A 14,551-nucleotide genomic window follows, 5' to 3' on the forward strand; every position below is an offset into this window, starting at 1 on the left:
TCAATTTGTGATGTCGGCGTTTTCATCGTCGCCGCCGGACTGCCCGTCTTTGCCGAGGGAGCGAATCTCAAAGTCACCATTGCTGCCAGGAGATTTATACAGATAGGCATGGCCCCACGGGTCAGGAGGCACTTCCTTCTTGAGGTAGGGGCCATTCCATTTCGTGGCATTGGCTGGTTTTGACAACAAGGCGGCCAAACCCTCTTCAGTGGTCGGATAACGACTGACATCAAGGCGAAAGGTATCAAGTGCTTTTTCGAATGCCACGATCTGCGCTTTTGCAACGGTAATCTCTGATTTTCCTAATTGTGAAAAGTATTTCGGTCCGACATATGCCGCGAGCAAGCCGATGATGACAATCACTACAAGCAGTTCTAAAAGCGTGAAGCCATTTGCCGATTTTGAGGGCACGGTATGTTGCGCGAGCGGATGAGTTGAAGAGATGGTTGTCATCATTGGCTATGGAGCAGTAGCATTGCTTGAGGCATGTAATTTGGCCAGCACCGCAGGCACATAAAGCATGGTCTCTTTGTAGGGTGGAATCCGCCGGCCATGCTTTAAGACGGCTCCCTCCCCGGCGTTATAGGAGGCCAGGGCGAGCGGCAAATTGCCCTTGTGCAATGTCAGCAAATCTTTAAGGTATCGAATACCTGCTTCGATATTTTGTGCGGGGTCGGTGGCATCGGTGACGCCGTAACGAAGCGCCGTTGCTGGCATCAACTGCATTGCACCGCTGGCTCCTTTGATCGATCTGGCCATTGGATTGAACTGCGACTCCACTTCGATGACGGCTCGCACCAGGTTCGCGTCGACCTCATGCTTTTCTGCGAAGCGCACGACAAAAGAATCCAACAATATCTGTTGAGGCTTTTTAGCGACAGGAACACGATTGGTCGTTAGGGTTCCCCGCGTTTCAGGCTGCTCACCTTTAAGGTAGAGCACATAACTCTGGTCCAATATTTGAGTGGAATAGCGGACGCTCCCATCCGGGTTCTCGGAGCGATAGACGTCAGCGGCAGAGGCGGTTACGCAGGGAAAAAGAAACGCGCTCACTACTAAAAAAGAAGTCCTTGAGGACTGTGATGCGCTATTGAACACGCCGATCTCCTAGTTGCGAGTTCGGAAGATATCACGACAGTGCTTCTTCGAAATTTATTTTTATGCGCGACATTTGCCGTGATTATTTCCGTTCATCAAAAATAACTTGGGGCTTAATTGATTAGGTGCTAATCTGCGCGCCATGTAGAAGCAAGGGCTGATCGGAAATGGATATTGGCCTACTGCGTGAAGGCGGTAGGGGCCGATAAAACAAAAGCACTATTCCCTTGGGAGGGGTCATGTCACGCACACTTCGTGCCGCGTTCGCGGCAGTGATTTTCTTGTCTTCGTTTGCTGCTGTCGCTGTTGCGCCAACGGTAAGCATCACGAGTCCAGTGAATGGTGCGACCTTTGGAGCGCCGGCATCAATCACCATCAATGCCAATGCGGCGGACAGTGATGGTCGAGTCAGAAGAGTTGATTTCTACAGCGGGACCACTTTGGTCGGCTCGGATACAACCGCGCCCTATACCCTCACGCGAAACAACCTTCCTGTAGGAAGCTACACATTCGTTGCTCGAGCCACCGACAACTCCGGTGCGGTCACTAGCTCTAGTCCCGTTCATATTACGGTGGCACCCAACACGCCACCGACAGTCAGCATCACGAGTCCGGCTAACGGAGCTGCGTTTCCTGCCGGAGCCACTATCAGTGGCGCTGCCAGCGCTGCCGACAGCGATGGCAGGATCACTAAAGTCGAGGTTTACATTGGCAGTACGCTATTGGGTAGCGACAGTACGGCGCCTTACACCTTTACTCGGACAAACGTTCCGGCGGGTAGCTATAGCATTACCGTCAGGGCTTATGACAACAGCGGCGCCGTCACCACATCCAGTCCGGTTGTCATTACCGTAGGGGGCGCGAATACACCTCCCACGGTAGCTGTCACCAGCCCGGCAAACGGTTCAAGCTTCGTTGCACCGGCGGCAATCACCATCAATGCCAATGCAGCAGACAGCAATGGGACGGTGAGCAAGGTCGATTTCTACAACGGAGCCACGCTGCTTGGCACGGATACGACCGCGCCCTACAGCTTTGCCTGGGCCAACGTTGCCGCGGGCAGCTACAACATCACGGCGCGGGCCACTGACAACAATGGCGCAGTTACCAACTCAGCCGTGGTCGGTGTCACGGTTACCCCAGCGGCCAATACACCGCCGACGGTAGCCATCACCAGCCCGACCAACGGCTCAAGCTTCGTTGCACCGGCGGCAATCACCATCAATGCCAATGCAGTAGACAGCAATGGGACGGTGAGCAAGGTCGATTTTTACAACGGAGCCACGCTGCTTGGGACGGATACGTCTGCGCCTTACAGTTTCGCTTGGGCCAACGTTGCCGCTGGGAGCTACAACATCACGGCGCGGGCAACTGACAACAACGGCGCCGTTACCACCTCGGGCGTGATCGGCATCACGGTTGCTGCGGCCAACGTGTCGCCAACTGTGAGCATCACCAGCCCCGCCAATGGAGCGAGCTTTGTAGCGCCTGCCAGCATCGCCATCAATGCCAATGCGGCTGATAGTGACGGTACGGTCAGCAAAGTTGATTTTTACAATGGCGCGACACTGCTGGGTACCTCAACGGCTGCCCCGTACAGCTTTGTCTGGCCTGATGTTTCTGCTGGCAGTTACAGCATCACTGCCCGTGCGACAGATAACAACGGCGCCGTCACAACTTCGGGCGTGATCGGCATCACAGTGGCTGCGGCCAATGTGCCACCAACGGTGAGCCTCACCAGTCCTGCCAATGGTTCAAGTTTCACTGCGCCAGCGGGCATCACCCTCAACGCCAATGCGACGGACAGCGACGGCACCGTCAGCAAGGTCGACTTTTACAACGGCGCGACACTGCTGGGGACTTCAACGGCTGCGCCATACAGCTTTGCCTGGACGAATGTTCCTGTCGGTAGCTACGACATCACCGCGCAGGTAACCGACAACAGTGGAGCTGTCACCACGTCGGCTATAGCGAGCATCACTGTCCTCCCGGCGACCTTTCCTCCTGCAGTAAGTATTACAAGCCCGACCAATGGTGCAGCCTTTGTGGCACCGGCCACCATCACCATCAATGCCAACGCGACTGACAGTGACGGTACGGTCAGCATGGTCGAGTTCTTCAACGGCGCGACCTTGCTGGGTACCTCGACGGCTGCACCTTACAGCTTCGTCTGGAGCAACGTTCCCCTCGGGAGTTACAGCCTTACCGCCAGGGCGACCGATAACTCGGGCAGCACGACAACATCTGCAGCCGTCATCGCCATCGTAGGTACCGGCGAGACGATTACCTATCTGCACAATGATTTTTCCGGAAACCCGATCGCGGCGACCGACACCAGCGGCGCCTTGGTCTGGAAGGAAAACTTCCGGCCTTATGGTGATCGTCTTAACAATCAATCGGAAGCGGCCAGCAATCGTCAATGGTTCCACGGCAAGGCGGTCGATACGGAGACCGGTCTGTCGTACTTTGGGGCGCGTTACTACGATGCATCGCTGGGACGGTTCATGGGCGTGGACCCGGTGGGTTACCAAGAACACAACGTCCAGAGCTTCAACCGGTACGCATACGGAAATAACAATCCATACAAGTACGCTGATCCAGATGGAAAAAATCCTCGTTTACTGTGGTACGTAGGAGAGGGTTCTTTTTATGTCGCCACTCGACTAGGCCTCGGTATGGTTGGAAGCATGATTGGCTTGGGTCTCTACGATATCTTGCATCAAGAATCGGCCGACGCTCCGCCGGCGGAGGGTAAAAAGCGGGGTCCGAAAACCAATGGTGAAGGTCCCCACAATGAGAAGATCGTCGAGGAGGCTGACAGGCTCGTGGCGGAGGGCAACAGGATTGTCGCCGGGGGCGGGCGGGAAAAAGAGCAGCTGGTTCCTACACCGGGTGGAGCGAAAGAGGGGCGGCGACCAGATATTATTATTGAAACTCCAGAAGGAGAGCGAAGAGGTCGAAATATTGGAAGAACCAAGGCAGACGGAACTCCTGTTCCTCGCGAAGTTGAGGCTTTGAACGATCTAAATGGCCCTGGAAAATTGCCAACAGATTTTGTCCCATACAAAAATTGATGGTTTATGACAGACATATCCATCCAACTCCACGCATTACCCGAAGAAGTCGCGGCATTCGCGCAAAAGTGCATGGATGATTTCAATTTGTATGCGATTGCGATGAGATTCTTTCCATTCGAAGCTAGTGAAATTACTTCGGAAGAAATGGGGAAGCTTGCCCAAGTTGCGCCGTTTTACGGAGAGGTGGCGCTTAGTTTAAAAAAACCACTATTACCGGCGGCACAAAGAGCCGATTTGATGCGTAACAATCCGGACGTCTTGCGATTTACCTTGGAGAGGGAAAGCCCAGCGGGGCTTCGTCAGGCAACGTTGTCCGCCCGAACTAATGATCCGGCGGCACTAGCGGTTTGGAAGAAAATCGCCAGTCGCATGAAGCGGATTACAAAAACAGGTGTCATCGCGATGAACCCCGACACGGGTGCGACCACGCCGACAAGGACATTTCGCTACACATCTGGGGCGAAAGCACTGGCTTCGGCCGGTGTGCGGATGCTCCCGATTGCGGGCGGAAATGTGTTGATACTCGCTGAAGTGAAGAGCGAGGGGCCCAATGATGGCGGCCCACTTGTCTCATGACATCTAACCATATCTACTCTACACGTTAAGACTATGAGGGCTCGTGCCCGATGCCCCGCGTATGCCTAGTTCTAGTACTCATTTCGAATGATTGGATGCATTTATGAAGATGATTAAACTTGTCCCATGGCTAGTGCTTCTGATGGGTCTAACTGGCACCGCACATGCCGATGGCGTGGACGAACCTATCCCGAGCTTCTACGAGGAGCCAGGTATATCGCGCACACGGGACTACGTCAACCAGCATGCCAATGAAAGGATTGATCCATTCACAGGAAAACTGCAGTGGCATTTTGTTGACCTGTTCATACCAGGTAACGGGGGCCTCGATTTAAAGGTGCAGCGCTCCTACAACAGCTTGAATGAACAGCTGTTGCCCGACTACAGCCCGGTTGGCCTCGGTTGGACCATGCATTTCGGACGTGTTTTGCGAAGGGCGAACAACCTGATCTGCGACAACGTCAATGGTCCTTTGTCGAACCCGGTGCTGGAGATGCCAGACGGGGGGCGGCGCGTCCTTTATCTGGCGCTAGATCATGTTTCTTGGATCACCACCGACTTCTGGAAAGCAGAGTGCAACCTGGCGGGAGGAGGAGGCGGGCTGAACGTCATTTCTCCTGACGGTACACGTTATGAGATGACTTTTCGCGGCACTCCGATGGGATCGTCCACGCATCCCATCAACACCTATTACGTTTCGAAGGTGACTGATCGCAATGGCAACTGGATCAACTACAGCTACGCCTTCAGCAGCGATGGGCCTTATGGGGCATTGTCTTTAATAACCGGCGCCACGACCAGCGACGGCCGCTCGTTGACTTTTAACTACGTCAACCAAGTGCTCGACACCATTACGGACGGCGGTCGCACTTGGACCTATGTACAAACTCCTTTAGCCGGTGTATTCAACACTAACGTGCTCAAGGAGGTAAAGCGTCCGGACGGCAATTCATGGAAATTTGAGTACAACGAAACTTCGACGGGTAACCCCGGTGGCTATTCGATGCGGCAGGCTAAGTATCCTACTGGTGGCACCATCGACTACACCTACAACTACATCAATTTTGCGGCAACTCCATGGATCCCACGCAGCACCGTTGTCACGCAGAAAGTCGCCAGCCCAAGCGACACCTGGACATGGACCTACACGCCTGCCACGCAGCCGATCACTCCCAATAGCGAGGGCGGTTTCGACTATTCGATGCCGCCGACTGCAGCCCAGGCGCCAACGCTAGACCGAACCACGGTAGTCGGACCGGATGGCACGCGCACGCGTTACCACGTCGGCTACAACAGCGCGTTTTCAGGGATCGCCTACCTGATCGGATTCCAGCTTGGAACCACAAGCAATTTCGATGTGGAGTCATACAGTGCCTCGCCCATCCTGATCTCCGACCAGGTAAATGTACGGCCCGGCAACAGCTTGGTGGCTGACGGCGCTACCGCAGCGGTACTGACCACATCTCACTATATCGGCCGGTTTGGCGAGTCGTTTTATACGCAGTTTGATAACTTTGATGACTTCGGTAATCCGCAGACGATCACCGAGCAAGGAAACGAAGTTAAGACCACGAACTTGACGTACAACATCGACACAGCCAAGTGGTTGATCCGTCAGAAGAAGAACGAAACCATCGCCGTGGGAAACGAGACTCTGGCTATCACGAGGTCTTTTGATCCGAAGGGCAACTTGTTGATGGAGACACGTGCCGGCGTTCCGACCAGTTACGGCTATACGCCTGAAGGAGATCTCGCCTCCCGTACTGACGCGCGCAATAAATCGACGGCCTATTCCAGTTACTTTCGCGGCATTCCCCGTGCCGAGAGCCAGCCGGAAAACGTGAACATATCCCGGAGCGTCAGCAATGACGGCAACGTGACTGCGCAGACAGACGGCGAGATGGCAACCACCAACTTCACCTTCGACGGGCTGGGGCGCGTGACGGGCGTCACGCATCCCTTGAGTAACCCAGTGGCGGTGACTTGGGGTGCCACGATGCGCACAGTGACGCGTGGCCCTTATCGTTCCGTCACGACATTTGACGCCTTTGGTCGCGAAGCGAGCGTACAACATACGGACACTATCCGCGCTGAAACTATCACCCAGACTTACAAGGTAGATGCGCTGGGCCGCCGGGTGTTCGCCTCTTACCCTAACTCCACGCTCGGAACGGGGTTTAACTACGACATGCTGAGCCGCCCGACCTATGTATTTAACGAGTTCAATCCTTCGGACAGTTCATGGCAAAGTTACCGAAAAACCGATCATTTTTCATACGGTGTGCAGGTTCGAAACGAAAACGGTTGGAATTTTTTATACAAAAACCGCAGCTATGGAAGCCCTGACGCTAAAGAGCTAATGTCCATTCAAACGCCAATGGACTTCGGTGGGCCGAGCACGACGATTACCCGAAACGTTGCAGGGCAAATGACTGCTGTAACGCAAGATGGCGTGACCCGCTCTTACGGCTATGACAGCAGGCTCTTTCTTACCTCAATGACCGAGCCGGAGACCGGGTTAACGACCATGGGGCGCGATGCGGTAGGCAATCTGACTTCGCGGCAGGTCGGCATTTCTGGACAAACGGCCTACGCTTACGACGACCGAGGCCGCTTGACGACCATTACCTATCCAGCAGGAACGCCTGGAGTTGTCAAAACCTATTTCAAAGACGATAAGCTGAAGTCCATAGATAACGGCATTGCCCAACGCGACTATGTCTACGACACCAACAAAAACCTGACAAGTGAGACCTTAAAGGTCGGCACCAAGGTATTTCCCATCACCTATGGCTACGATGGCAACGACGCGCACGCCTCTCTTCAATATGGCTCGACCAAGGTGGTCACGTATGCGCCCGATGCTTTTGGTCGCCCACGCCAGGCCGCCCCCTATGTGACCACTGTTGCTTATCACCCTACCGGTCAGGCCAGCAGTTTTACCTATGCTAACGGCGTACAGACCACGGTAGGACTGGATGGACGGCAGCGGCCGGCTAGCTTGCAAATCGCCAAGAGCAGCAACTTGTTCAATACGAGCTATTTCTACGACCCAGTAGGAAACGTCGCAGCTATCGAGGATGCTGTAGATACTTCGTACAACAAGTACATGTCCTACGATGCATTGGATCGCCTGAGGGGGGCGGACGGCCCATGGGGAAGCGGTGTGGTCAGCTATGACCTTCGGGGCAATATCACCGACCAGAGCTTTGGCACCTTTGGTCTGACCTATGCCTACGATCCGGCGACCCAGCGTTTGGCGTCAGTTACCGGCAGCAAGGCATACACGATGAACTACGATTTTTATGGCAACGTGACCGCCAACGGTACGACGACCTTCACCTATAACGATGCGGCCAACATGCAGTGTGCCCAGTGCGGCCAAGCTAACGAAATTTTGTTTGACTATGACGGCACAAACCAGCGTGTTTGGAAGCGCAAGGGTGGCTTGGAGACATTCTTCGTCTATGGAGTTGGCGGACAACTGCTATGGGAGGAAACACCCGGTTCAGCGCTCAAAGAGTACATCTATCTAGGCGGCAAGCAGATAGCAACTCGTGAGCAGGTATTGCCATGACTCTTTTGACTGCAAAGACAGGACTACATATGAAGCAATATTTTCTCGCGGTTGGGGTCGTGCTCGCCATGTCTATCCCGGCAACCGGATGGAGCAACGGCCCGTCCGTTGCAAAAAAAGAGAAGGCAAGACAGACAGAAGTTCCCAAAAGCACGCCAGGCGGTGGGAAACCATTGACGACTGGCCGCGTGAGTATGGGTGGATCGGTTGCCGTAGAGCCAGATTCCGTCAAAGCGGGCGACTCGGTGGCACGAACGTCCGCAGCTGGTGCAAGCAAGAAAAATAAAATGCTGAAATTTAATCCAAAAGACGAGCAGAAGCCCGCTCAGTAAGACTCTTCGGGCGTGCTAGTTTTCCTTGCTTTCATTTCATTGGATGCATAAAGTGTTGTGGATTTTCGTGCTTGTTTGATCCATTTTTCCATCGAACGCTGAGCCACTGGTGCCCCCTTTTACGCAGGACTGGCGATCCACATTTCAGGGGTTTGATGGGGTCAGGTGACTGCGAAAAAGGCGGGTCACATCGACGCGAAACTTAACAATCGATAGTTAGCGCTATTCCGTTTGCAACGGCTACGAACTGATGGGTTACGCTGCATTAGCGTTGAGCATGAAATCAATGAATGCGCGAAGCTTTCCTGGCATGTGCTTGCGATGGGGGTAATACAGATGAAACGCGTCGTCCATCCCGTTGTGCTGCTTCAGAATCTGCCGCAACTGGCCGCTGGCCAACTCCTGCTTCGCGAAATCCTCGAATACGAAACCGATGCCGTGACCTCGGACTGCCGCATCCACGACAGACCTCATTTCGTCAAATAAGAGGCGCCCCTGAACCTCGATTTGAACCGTTTGGCCTCTGGCATCGAACTTCCATTCAAACCACCGGCCTCCCACGGAATAGCGCTGCCGAATGCAATCGTGTTTCAGCAGAGCATCGATGGACTTGGGTTCCTGTCGCCCGTGAAAATAGTTCGGGGCGGCCACCACAATTCTTTTTTGTAGCGGCCCTAGCTGTAGGGCCACCATGTCGTTTTGAACTTTTTTCCCCATGCGGATGCCGATGTCAAAGCCGGTGTTGACGATATCGCCGAGCACGTTGTCCAGTGATATCTCGACCTGGATCAACGGAAAAGTCGCCAGGAAGGCTTCAATATGGGGTTCGATGAACATACGGTATGCGACGTATGAAGTGTTGACCCGCACGGTGCCAGACGGCTGATCGGTCGCCAGCAAAGTCTCCGACAAGGAGCTTCTGATTAGTGCGAGCGCGGGTGCCAACTTCGAATTGAGTGATGCGCCTGCCTCTGTCAGGCTGACGCTGCGTGTGGTGCGGTTGAAGAGCCGCACATTCAATTGCGCTTCCACGGCTTTAATGGTCCGGGACACCGCAGTCGGCGTAACGCCCAATTCGGCCGCGGCCCGGGCAAAGTTCAAATACCGGGCCGCCGCCTCGAACGTCAGAAGCCCCGGTAGATGCACCGGCGGAGAGGCGAGCGCCACTCCCGTGCGGTCACCCTGCACCACACCCGGAATTGTGAATTTTTTGTTCATACTGTATCTCTGTGAGTGACTATTTACGTCATTATCTATGGCCTCCATACTTCTGACATCACATAAATTTGTCATGCAACTTGGGTTGCCGAAGGGAATAAAAATATGACGCCTAGCAGCTCTTTCAGCGATCTTTTTTTGCCAGTGGCGATGGGTGCGCTGACGCTGGAAAACCGCATTGTCATGGCGCCGTTGACGCGCAGTCGCATGGGGCCGGATGGCGTTGCCAACGAAATGCACGCCCGCTACTACGCACAGCGGGCCAGCGCGGGCCTGATCATCAGCGAGGCGACCAATATCTCCGCCCAGGGGCGGGGCTATGCGTTGACGCCTGGCATCTGGACGGACGAACAGGTCGCCGGCTGGAAAAAAGTGACCGATGCGGTGCACGCAGCGGGCGGCCTGATCGTGTGTCAGCTGTGGCATGTGGGACGTTTCTCGCACGTGGACCTCCAGCCGGACGGGGCGGCCCCGGTTGCACCGTCGGCGATTCGGGCAGAAGGGCAGACCTACACCGAAAAGGGAATGCTGGATGTCTCGATGCCGCGCGCACTTGAAACGTCCGAGATTCCCGGCGTCATCCAGCAATACCGGCATGCCGCGGAGTGCGCACAACGCGCCGGCTTCGATGGTGTGGAAGTGCATTCCGCCAACAGTTATCTGCTGGATCAGTTCCTGCGGGATTCGACTAACCAGCGTGGTGACGAATACGGTGGCTCCATCGAAAATCGCAGCCGGCTCACGTTGGAAGTCACTGCTGCAGTGGTCGAGGTTTGGGGTCACGACCGCGTCGGCATTCGGCTCTCCCCTGTAACGCCTGACGCAGGCAACACGCCTCTGGACAGCCAGGTCATGCAGACGTATGGCCATTTGATCGAGCAGCTGAATCGCTTCCAGCTGGCGTATATGCACTTTGTCGAGGGCGCCACGGCTACCTCACGGTCCGTGCCCGAAGGCGTGGACCTCGACGCATTGCGCGCATTGTTCAAAGGCCCATACATAGGCAACAACAACTATGACCTTGCGCTGGCGGTGAATCGCCGGTTGGAAGGCAAGGTCGATGCCGTCGCCTTCGGCCGTCCGTTCATTGCTAATCCCGATTTGGTGCATCGCTTGAAAGTGAGCGCCGAACTGGCTGTTGCCCCCCGTGAAACCTATTACGGCAACGGCGCCAGGGGTTACACCGACTGGCCTGCGCTGCCGTTGAGCAGTTTGGTGGTCGACCCAATATCCTATGTGAAATCGATGAGTCATTGCGACTCTTATCAGGAGTAATAAAGTGAAAACGACTTTCATCAAGACTTTGATTTTCGCGGCGATCGCTGTCGGCATGGGCACAACGGCCCAAGCCGCAGACGCGCCAACCCACCCCCAAGCCAACCAAGGAAAAACCATGAGCAAACCGACGTACGTGCAGGATTACCAAGCCATCTCCGAAGTGCTGAACAAGTACATCGAAGGTTGCAAGCAGGCCAAGAGCAGCATCATGAAGTCCGCTTTCAGCCCACAGGCGACGATGTACACCGTCGGCCCCGATGGCAAGCTGACCGGCGGCGCGATTCCGATCCTGTTCGAGGGTGTCGACAAGGATTTCCGTCCGTCTCCTGACGCGACGGCCGCGATCACCCGCATCGAAATCGTCGGTACGGCGGCCAGCGCTCGCATCGACGCAAACGATATGTCGGGCATCTCGTTCACCGACTTCTTCCATCTGTTGAAGGTCGGTGGCCAGTGGACGGTGGTCAGCAAGATTTTCCACACGCACGTTGCGCCTTAACTAGTCATCTGCACAGCTAATCCGGGATCCACAGCTGATTCAGCCGCCCGGCATAGAACTGCCGGTTGACCCAGTCAAGTGGGCATGGCGCCCTGGTATCGCCGATCGTGGTTCGCCCCACCTTGCCGCGCATCCCTCCGGGCCTTCTGTTGAACGCATTCTTGGGACCTGGCCGAAGGACAAGTCCCATGGAGACCGCTTTCAGCGAGAAGGCAAGCATGTTCAGCGTTGACGCCGACGGCAAGCTTTTAGGCGAAGCCGTTCACAACCTGTGTGACCGCACAGACACGGATTTGCGTCCGTCGCCTGAAGCTCAAGGTGCCATTGTCCGCATCCAGATCGTCGGCATCGCCGAAAGCGTACGCATTGACACCAACGACGTCTCCGGATTTTTCTTCACACTCACTCAAAAAAAACATCATGAAAACCCTCACCTCCGCTCTCGCCCTTTCCGCCCTGACCCTGTCGCTTGGTAATGCTGCTGCAGCCAGCCTGCCGGGCGTTGAACACAACACGGCAAAATTCTTGCAATCCCTTGAAGGCGGCAAGACGCTCGATACCATGACGCCGGCCGAGGCCCGCGCCGCGCTGGTGGGCGCCCAGGCTGGCCCCAAGGTGGCCTTGCCGGCGGCTGACGTCAGCGAGAAGACGATCCGCGTCAATGGCAGCGACTTGAAGCTGACCATCGTGCGCCCGGCCGGCAGCCAACAGAAGACCCTGCCCGCGTTCATGTACTTCCACGGCGGCGGCTGGGTGCTGGGCGACTACCCGACCCATGAACGGCTGGTGCGCGACCTGGTGGCAGGCTCGGGCGCGGTGGCGGTCTTCGTCAACTACACCCTGTCGCCTGAGGTGCGGTACGGCGTCGCCATCGAGCAAGCCTATGCCGCGACAAAATGGGTGGCCGAGCATGGAAAGGAGATCAAGGTCGACGGCAAGCGCCTCGCCGTAGCTGGCAACAGCGCGGGCGGCAACCTGGCCGCCGTGGTTGCTTTGATGGCGAACGAAAAGGGTGCACCTGCACTGCGTTCACAAGTATTGCTGTGTCCGGTGACGGATGCAAACTTCGACACGCCGTCGTACAAGCAGTTTGCCAACGGCTACTTCCTGACGAAGGACTTGATGGCGTGGTTCTGGGACAACTACACGACCGACGCCGAGGCACGCAAGCAGATCTATGCTTCGCCGCTGCAGGCGACGACCGGGCAGCTCAAGGGCTTGCCGCCGACGCTGATCCAGACCGCCGAATTCGATGTTCTGCGCGATGAAGCAGAAGCTTACGGCCGCAAGCTCGACGCTGCGGGCGTGCATGTGAAGTCGGTACGCTACAACGGCATGATTCACGATTTTGGGCTGACGAACGCGTTCAGCCATCTGCCGGCGCCCCGCAGCGCGATAGCGCAGGCATCGCAAGAGCTCAAGGCCAACCTGGGCAAGTAATTTCAAAGGCGAGGAGCCCGCAGCTCATGGAAAAGCTGCGGGATTACAAGACAGAAAACACGCCGTTCGCTTCATTGCCAAGCCAGGCCGTGAACCGCATCATCATCGAACTGACGCGCGGGAAGATGTCCGTGGGTGAGTCTGTACAGCGGCTTGCACGTCTCTGACTGCCGGCACACGTCATGGCATCACATTTGAGTTTGTTGCTGGTCGGCGCTACGGGTCTGGTTGGACGCCACGTTCTGGCGCAGGCGCCGGCGGACCCGCGCGTCAGGCTGGTGGTCGCGCCTACACGACGAGAATTGCCGACGCACCCGAAACTGCACAATGCCCAGGTAGATTTTGGTCGCCTGCCCCAGGACGCCAACTGGTGCGCGCCAGCGCACTGCGGGGTTTGGTGGACGCTCATTTCGCGCAGCGAAGTTATGCGGCCATATAAATCTCGGAATTTGGCAAAGTCTGTCGCTGTGGAGTGACAGCTTTCGGCTAGATGTGGAAATTCGGGTCAGACTTCAGCGAATTCAAAATGTACACGTCAAGCATGCTGGGGCAGCAAGGCCTCTCGAAGGCGTCTTTCCAGAGATTGAACGACTGATCTGCGCGCACCCGTGCCTTTGCGCAGAATGCCGATCTCGCGATGGAATGTTTTCTCACCCAAGGAAATGGCGCGTACCCCGCGAGGCATGGGCAGATAGGCCTCCACCATGGGTACCAGCGCGACGCCCAGACCTTCGGAGACCAGATTCATCAGGCCCGAGATTTCGTCCAATTCGATGGACTCTTGAACCACCAGGCTGTTTTCGCGCAGGAAGCGGGTCACCAGGCGCCCGCCGAAGGATGTGCGTTCATAACGCAAGAACGGCTGCGATTCAAGCAATGCGCGCCAATCCTTGCCTTTGGTGTCCTTGTGCACCAGGAGCTTGAACGGCTCGTGCATCAAGCTCTGCCAGGTCATCTCGGGCAGGATGCCGAAGGGAGGCCGGATCATGATGGCCGCGTCGATTTCAGCACTGTCGAGCTGGTCCATCAGTTTCATGGAAACGCCGGGCGCGATGTTGACCAGCAATTTGGGGCTTTCTTTTCTCAGCGCAGCCAAGGCGCGGGGAAGGAGCGTCGATTGAACCGAGGCAATGGCCCCGATCCGCAAAGTGCCGACCAGCTCGTCACCGGTATTCGCATCGCCCAGCTTGGCGACCAGCGCAACAATCTCTTCCGCCCGCGCCAGCACTCTGGCGCCGGCGTCGTTGAGCGAGGCGGAGCGCCGCGTCCGGTCGAAAAGCGCCAGCCCCAGGGACTCCTCCAGCCGCTGAATCTGGCTGCTGACGGCGGATTGGGTCAGGCCAATGTGGCTGCCGGCTGCGGAAAAGCCTCCATAGCGGACGACGGCGATCAAGGTTTTCAGCTCGGTTATCACTACGGCGTCCTGTCAATTAATCGAATTTATTGATTCTCAGAA

Annotated in this window: 13 protein-coding genes and 1 pseudogene; 10 read left to right on the plus strand and 4 right to left on the minus strand. The window is 56.1% G+C overall.

From position 1 onward, the window contains the following. Positions 1-453: a type II secretion system major pseudopilin GspG gene (gene gspG / locus ABI546_RS05325; RefSeq protein WP_348044827.1), complete on the minus strand. Its 453-nt coding sequence runs from the start codon at positions 451-453 to the stop codon at positions 1-3. 6 nt (positions 454-459) lie between these two features. Next, positions 460-1,098: a lytic transglycosylase domain-containing protein gene (locus ABI546_RS05330; RefSeq protein ID WP_348044829.1), complete on the minus strand. Its 639-nt coding sequence runs from the start codon at positions 1,096-1,098 to the stop codon at positions 460-462. A gap of 239 nt (positions 1,099-1,337) precedes the next feature. Here ABI546_RS05330 and ABI546_RS05335 point away from each other — a divergent pair, with 239 nt between their 5' ends. From ABI546_RS05335 to ABI546_RS05350, 4 genes are all read left to right on the plus strand, one after another. Next, entirely contained in the window at positions 1,338-4,172 is a 2,835-nt protein-coding gene (locus ABI546_RS05335) for an Ig-like domain-containing protein (RefSeq protein WP_348044831.1), read from the plus strand. Between the two features lie 6 nt (positions 4,173-4,178). Continuing rightward, positions 4,179-4,751: a hypothetical protein gene (locus ABI546_RS05340; RefSeq protein ID WP_348044833.1), complete on the plus strand. Its 573-nt coding sequence runs from the start codon at positions 4,179-4,181 to the stop codon at positions 4,749-4,751. A 103-nt stretch (positions 4,752-4,854) separates the two neighbouring features. Continuing rightward, positions 4,855-8,328, plus strand: a complete 3,474-nt coding sequence (locus ABI546_RS05345; protein ID WP_348044835.1) for a hypothetical protein — start codon at positions 4,855-4,857, stop codon at positions 8,326-8,328. Beyond that, positions 8,325-8,660, plus strand: a complete 336-nt coding sequence (locus ABI546_RS05350) for a hypothetical protein (RefSeq protein WP_348044837.1) — start codon at positions 8,325-8,327, stop codon at positions 8,658-8,660. The genes ABI546_RS05345 and ABI546_RS05350 overlap by 4 nt, the downstream gene beginning before the upstream one ends. Before the next feature lie 255 nt (positions 8,661-8,915). Here ABI546_RS05350 and ABI546_RS05355 read toward each other — a convergent pair whose 3' ends face one another. After that, positions 8,916-9,878, minus strand: a complete 963-nt coding sequence (locus tag ABI546_RS05355) for a LysR family transcriptional regulator (RefSeq protein ID WP_348044839.1) — start codon at positions 9,876-9,878, stop codon at positions 8,916-8,918. 105 nt (positions 9,879-9,983) lie between these two features. Here ABI546_RS05355 and ABI546_RS05360 point away from each other — a divergent pair, with 105 nt between their 5' ends. The 6 genes and pseudogenes from ABI546_RS05360 to ABI546_RS05385 all read left to right on the plus strand — a co-directional run. Next, positions 9,984-11,153, plus strand: coding sequence for an alkene reductase (locus ABI546_RS05360; protein ID WP_348044841.1), 1,170 nt, complete (start codon positions 9,984-9,986; stop codon positions 11,151-11,153). Between the two features lie 118 nt (positions 11,154-11,271). Further along, positions 11,272-11,655 (plus strand): nuclear transport factor 2 family protein, encoded by a 384-nt coding sequence (locus ABI546_RS05365; RefSeq protein ID WP_348044843.1) that lies wholly within the window; start codon positions 11,272-11,274, stop codon positions 11,653-11,655. Between the two features lie 188 nt (positions 11,656-11,843). Beyond that, complete coding sequence (locus ABI546_RS05370) at positions 11,844-12,131, plus strand: hypothetical protein (protein ID WP_348044845.1); 288 nt, start codon at positions 11,844-11,846, stop codon at positions 12,129-12,131. Next, positions 12,076-13,095 (plus strand): alpha/beta hydrolase, encoded by a 1,020-nt coding sequence (locus ABI546_RS05375; RefSeq protein WP_348044847.1) that lies wholly within the window; start codon positions 12,076-12,078, stop codon positions 13,093-13,095. The genes ABI546_RS05370 and ABI546_RS05375 overlap by 56 nt, the downstream gene beginning before the upstream one ends. A 26-nt stretch (positions 13,096-13,121) precedes the next feature. After that, entirely contained in the window at positions 13,122-13,262 is a 141-nt protein-coding gene (locus ABI546_RS05380) for a hypothetical protein (protein ID WP_348044849.1), read from the plus strand. 27 nt (positions 13,263-13,289) lie between these two features. Then, positions 13,290-13,466, plus strand: a pseudogene (locus tag ABI546_RS05385) (NAD-dependent dehydratase); the annotation flags it as partial. Positions 13,467-13,630: 164 nt separating this feature from the next. Here ABI546_RS05385 and ABI546_RS05390 read toward each other — a convergent pair. Next, positions 13,631-14,509, minus strand: coding sequence for a LysR family transcriptional regulator (locus ABI546_RS05390; RefSeq protein WP_348044851.1), 879 nt, complete (start codon positions 14,507-14,509; stop codon positions 13,631-13,633). Positions 14,510-14,551: the final 42 nt, after the last annotated feature.

Origin of the sequence: Polaromonas sp. (assembly GCF_039932935.1) — a bacterium.
In the GTDB taxonomy this organism is placed as follows: Bacteria; Pseudomonadota; Gammaproteobacteria; order Burkholderiales; family Burkholderiaceae_C; genus Polaromonas.

What these genes read in the sequence shown, in the direction of transcription:
- ABI546_RS05335 (WP_348044831.1), top strand. Translation starts at nt 1,338, where the DNA reads ATGTCACGCACACTTCGTGCCGCGTTCGCGGCAGTGATTTTCTTGTCT.
- ABI546_RS05350 (WP_348044837.1), top strand. Translation starts at nt 8,325, where the DNA reads ATGACTCTTTTGACTGCAAAGACAGGACTACATATGAAGCAATATTTT.
- ABI546_RS05365 (WP_348044843.1), top strand. Translation starts at nt 11,272, where the DNA reads ATGAGCAAACCGACGTACGTGCAGGATTACCAAGCCATCTCCGAAGTG.
- gspG (WP_348044827.1), bottom strand. Translation starts at nt 453, where the DNA reads ATGACAACCATCTCTTCAACTCATCCGCTCGCGCAACATACCGTGCCC.
- ABI546_RS05380 (WP_348044849.1), top strand. Translation starts at nt 13,122, where the DNA reads ATGGAAAAGCTGCGGGATTACAAGACAGAAAACACGCCGTTCGCTTCA.
- ABI546_RS05360 (WP_348044841.1), top strand. Translation starts at nt 9,984, where the DNA reads ATGACGCCTAGCAGCTCTTTCAGCGATCTTTTTTTGCCAGTGGCGATG.
- ABI546_RS05370 (WP_348044845.1), top strand. Translation starts at nt 11,844, where the DNA reads ATGGAGACCGCTTTCAGCGAGAAGGCAAGCATGTTCAGCGTTGACGCC.
- ABI546_RS05375 (WP_348044847.1), top strand. Translation starts at nt 12,076, where the DNA reads ATGAAAACCCTCACCTCCGCTCTCGCCCTTTCCGCCCTGACCCTGTCG.
- ABI546_RS05355 (WP_348044839.1), bottom strand. Translation starts at nt 9,878, where the DNA reads ATGAACAAAAAATTCACAATTCCGGGTGTGGTGCAGGGTGACCGCACG.
- ABI546_RS05340 (WP_348044833.1), top strand. Translation starts at nt 4,179, where the DNA reads ATGACAGACATATCCATCCAACTCCACGCATTACCCGAAGAAGTCGCG.
- ABI546_RS05345 (WP_348044835.1), top strand. Translation starts at nt 4,855, where the DNA reads ATGAAGATGATTAAACTTGTCCCATGGCTAGTGCTTCTGATGGGTCTA.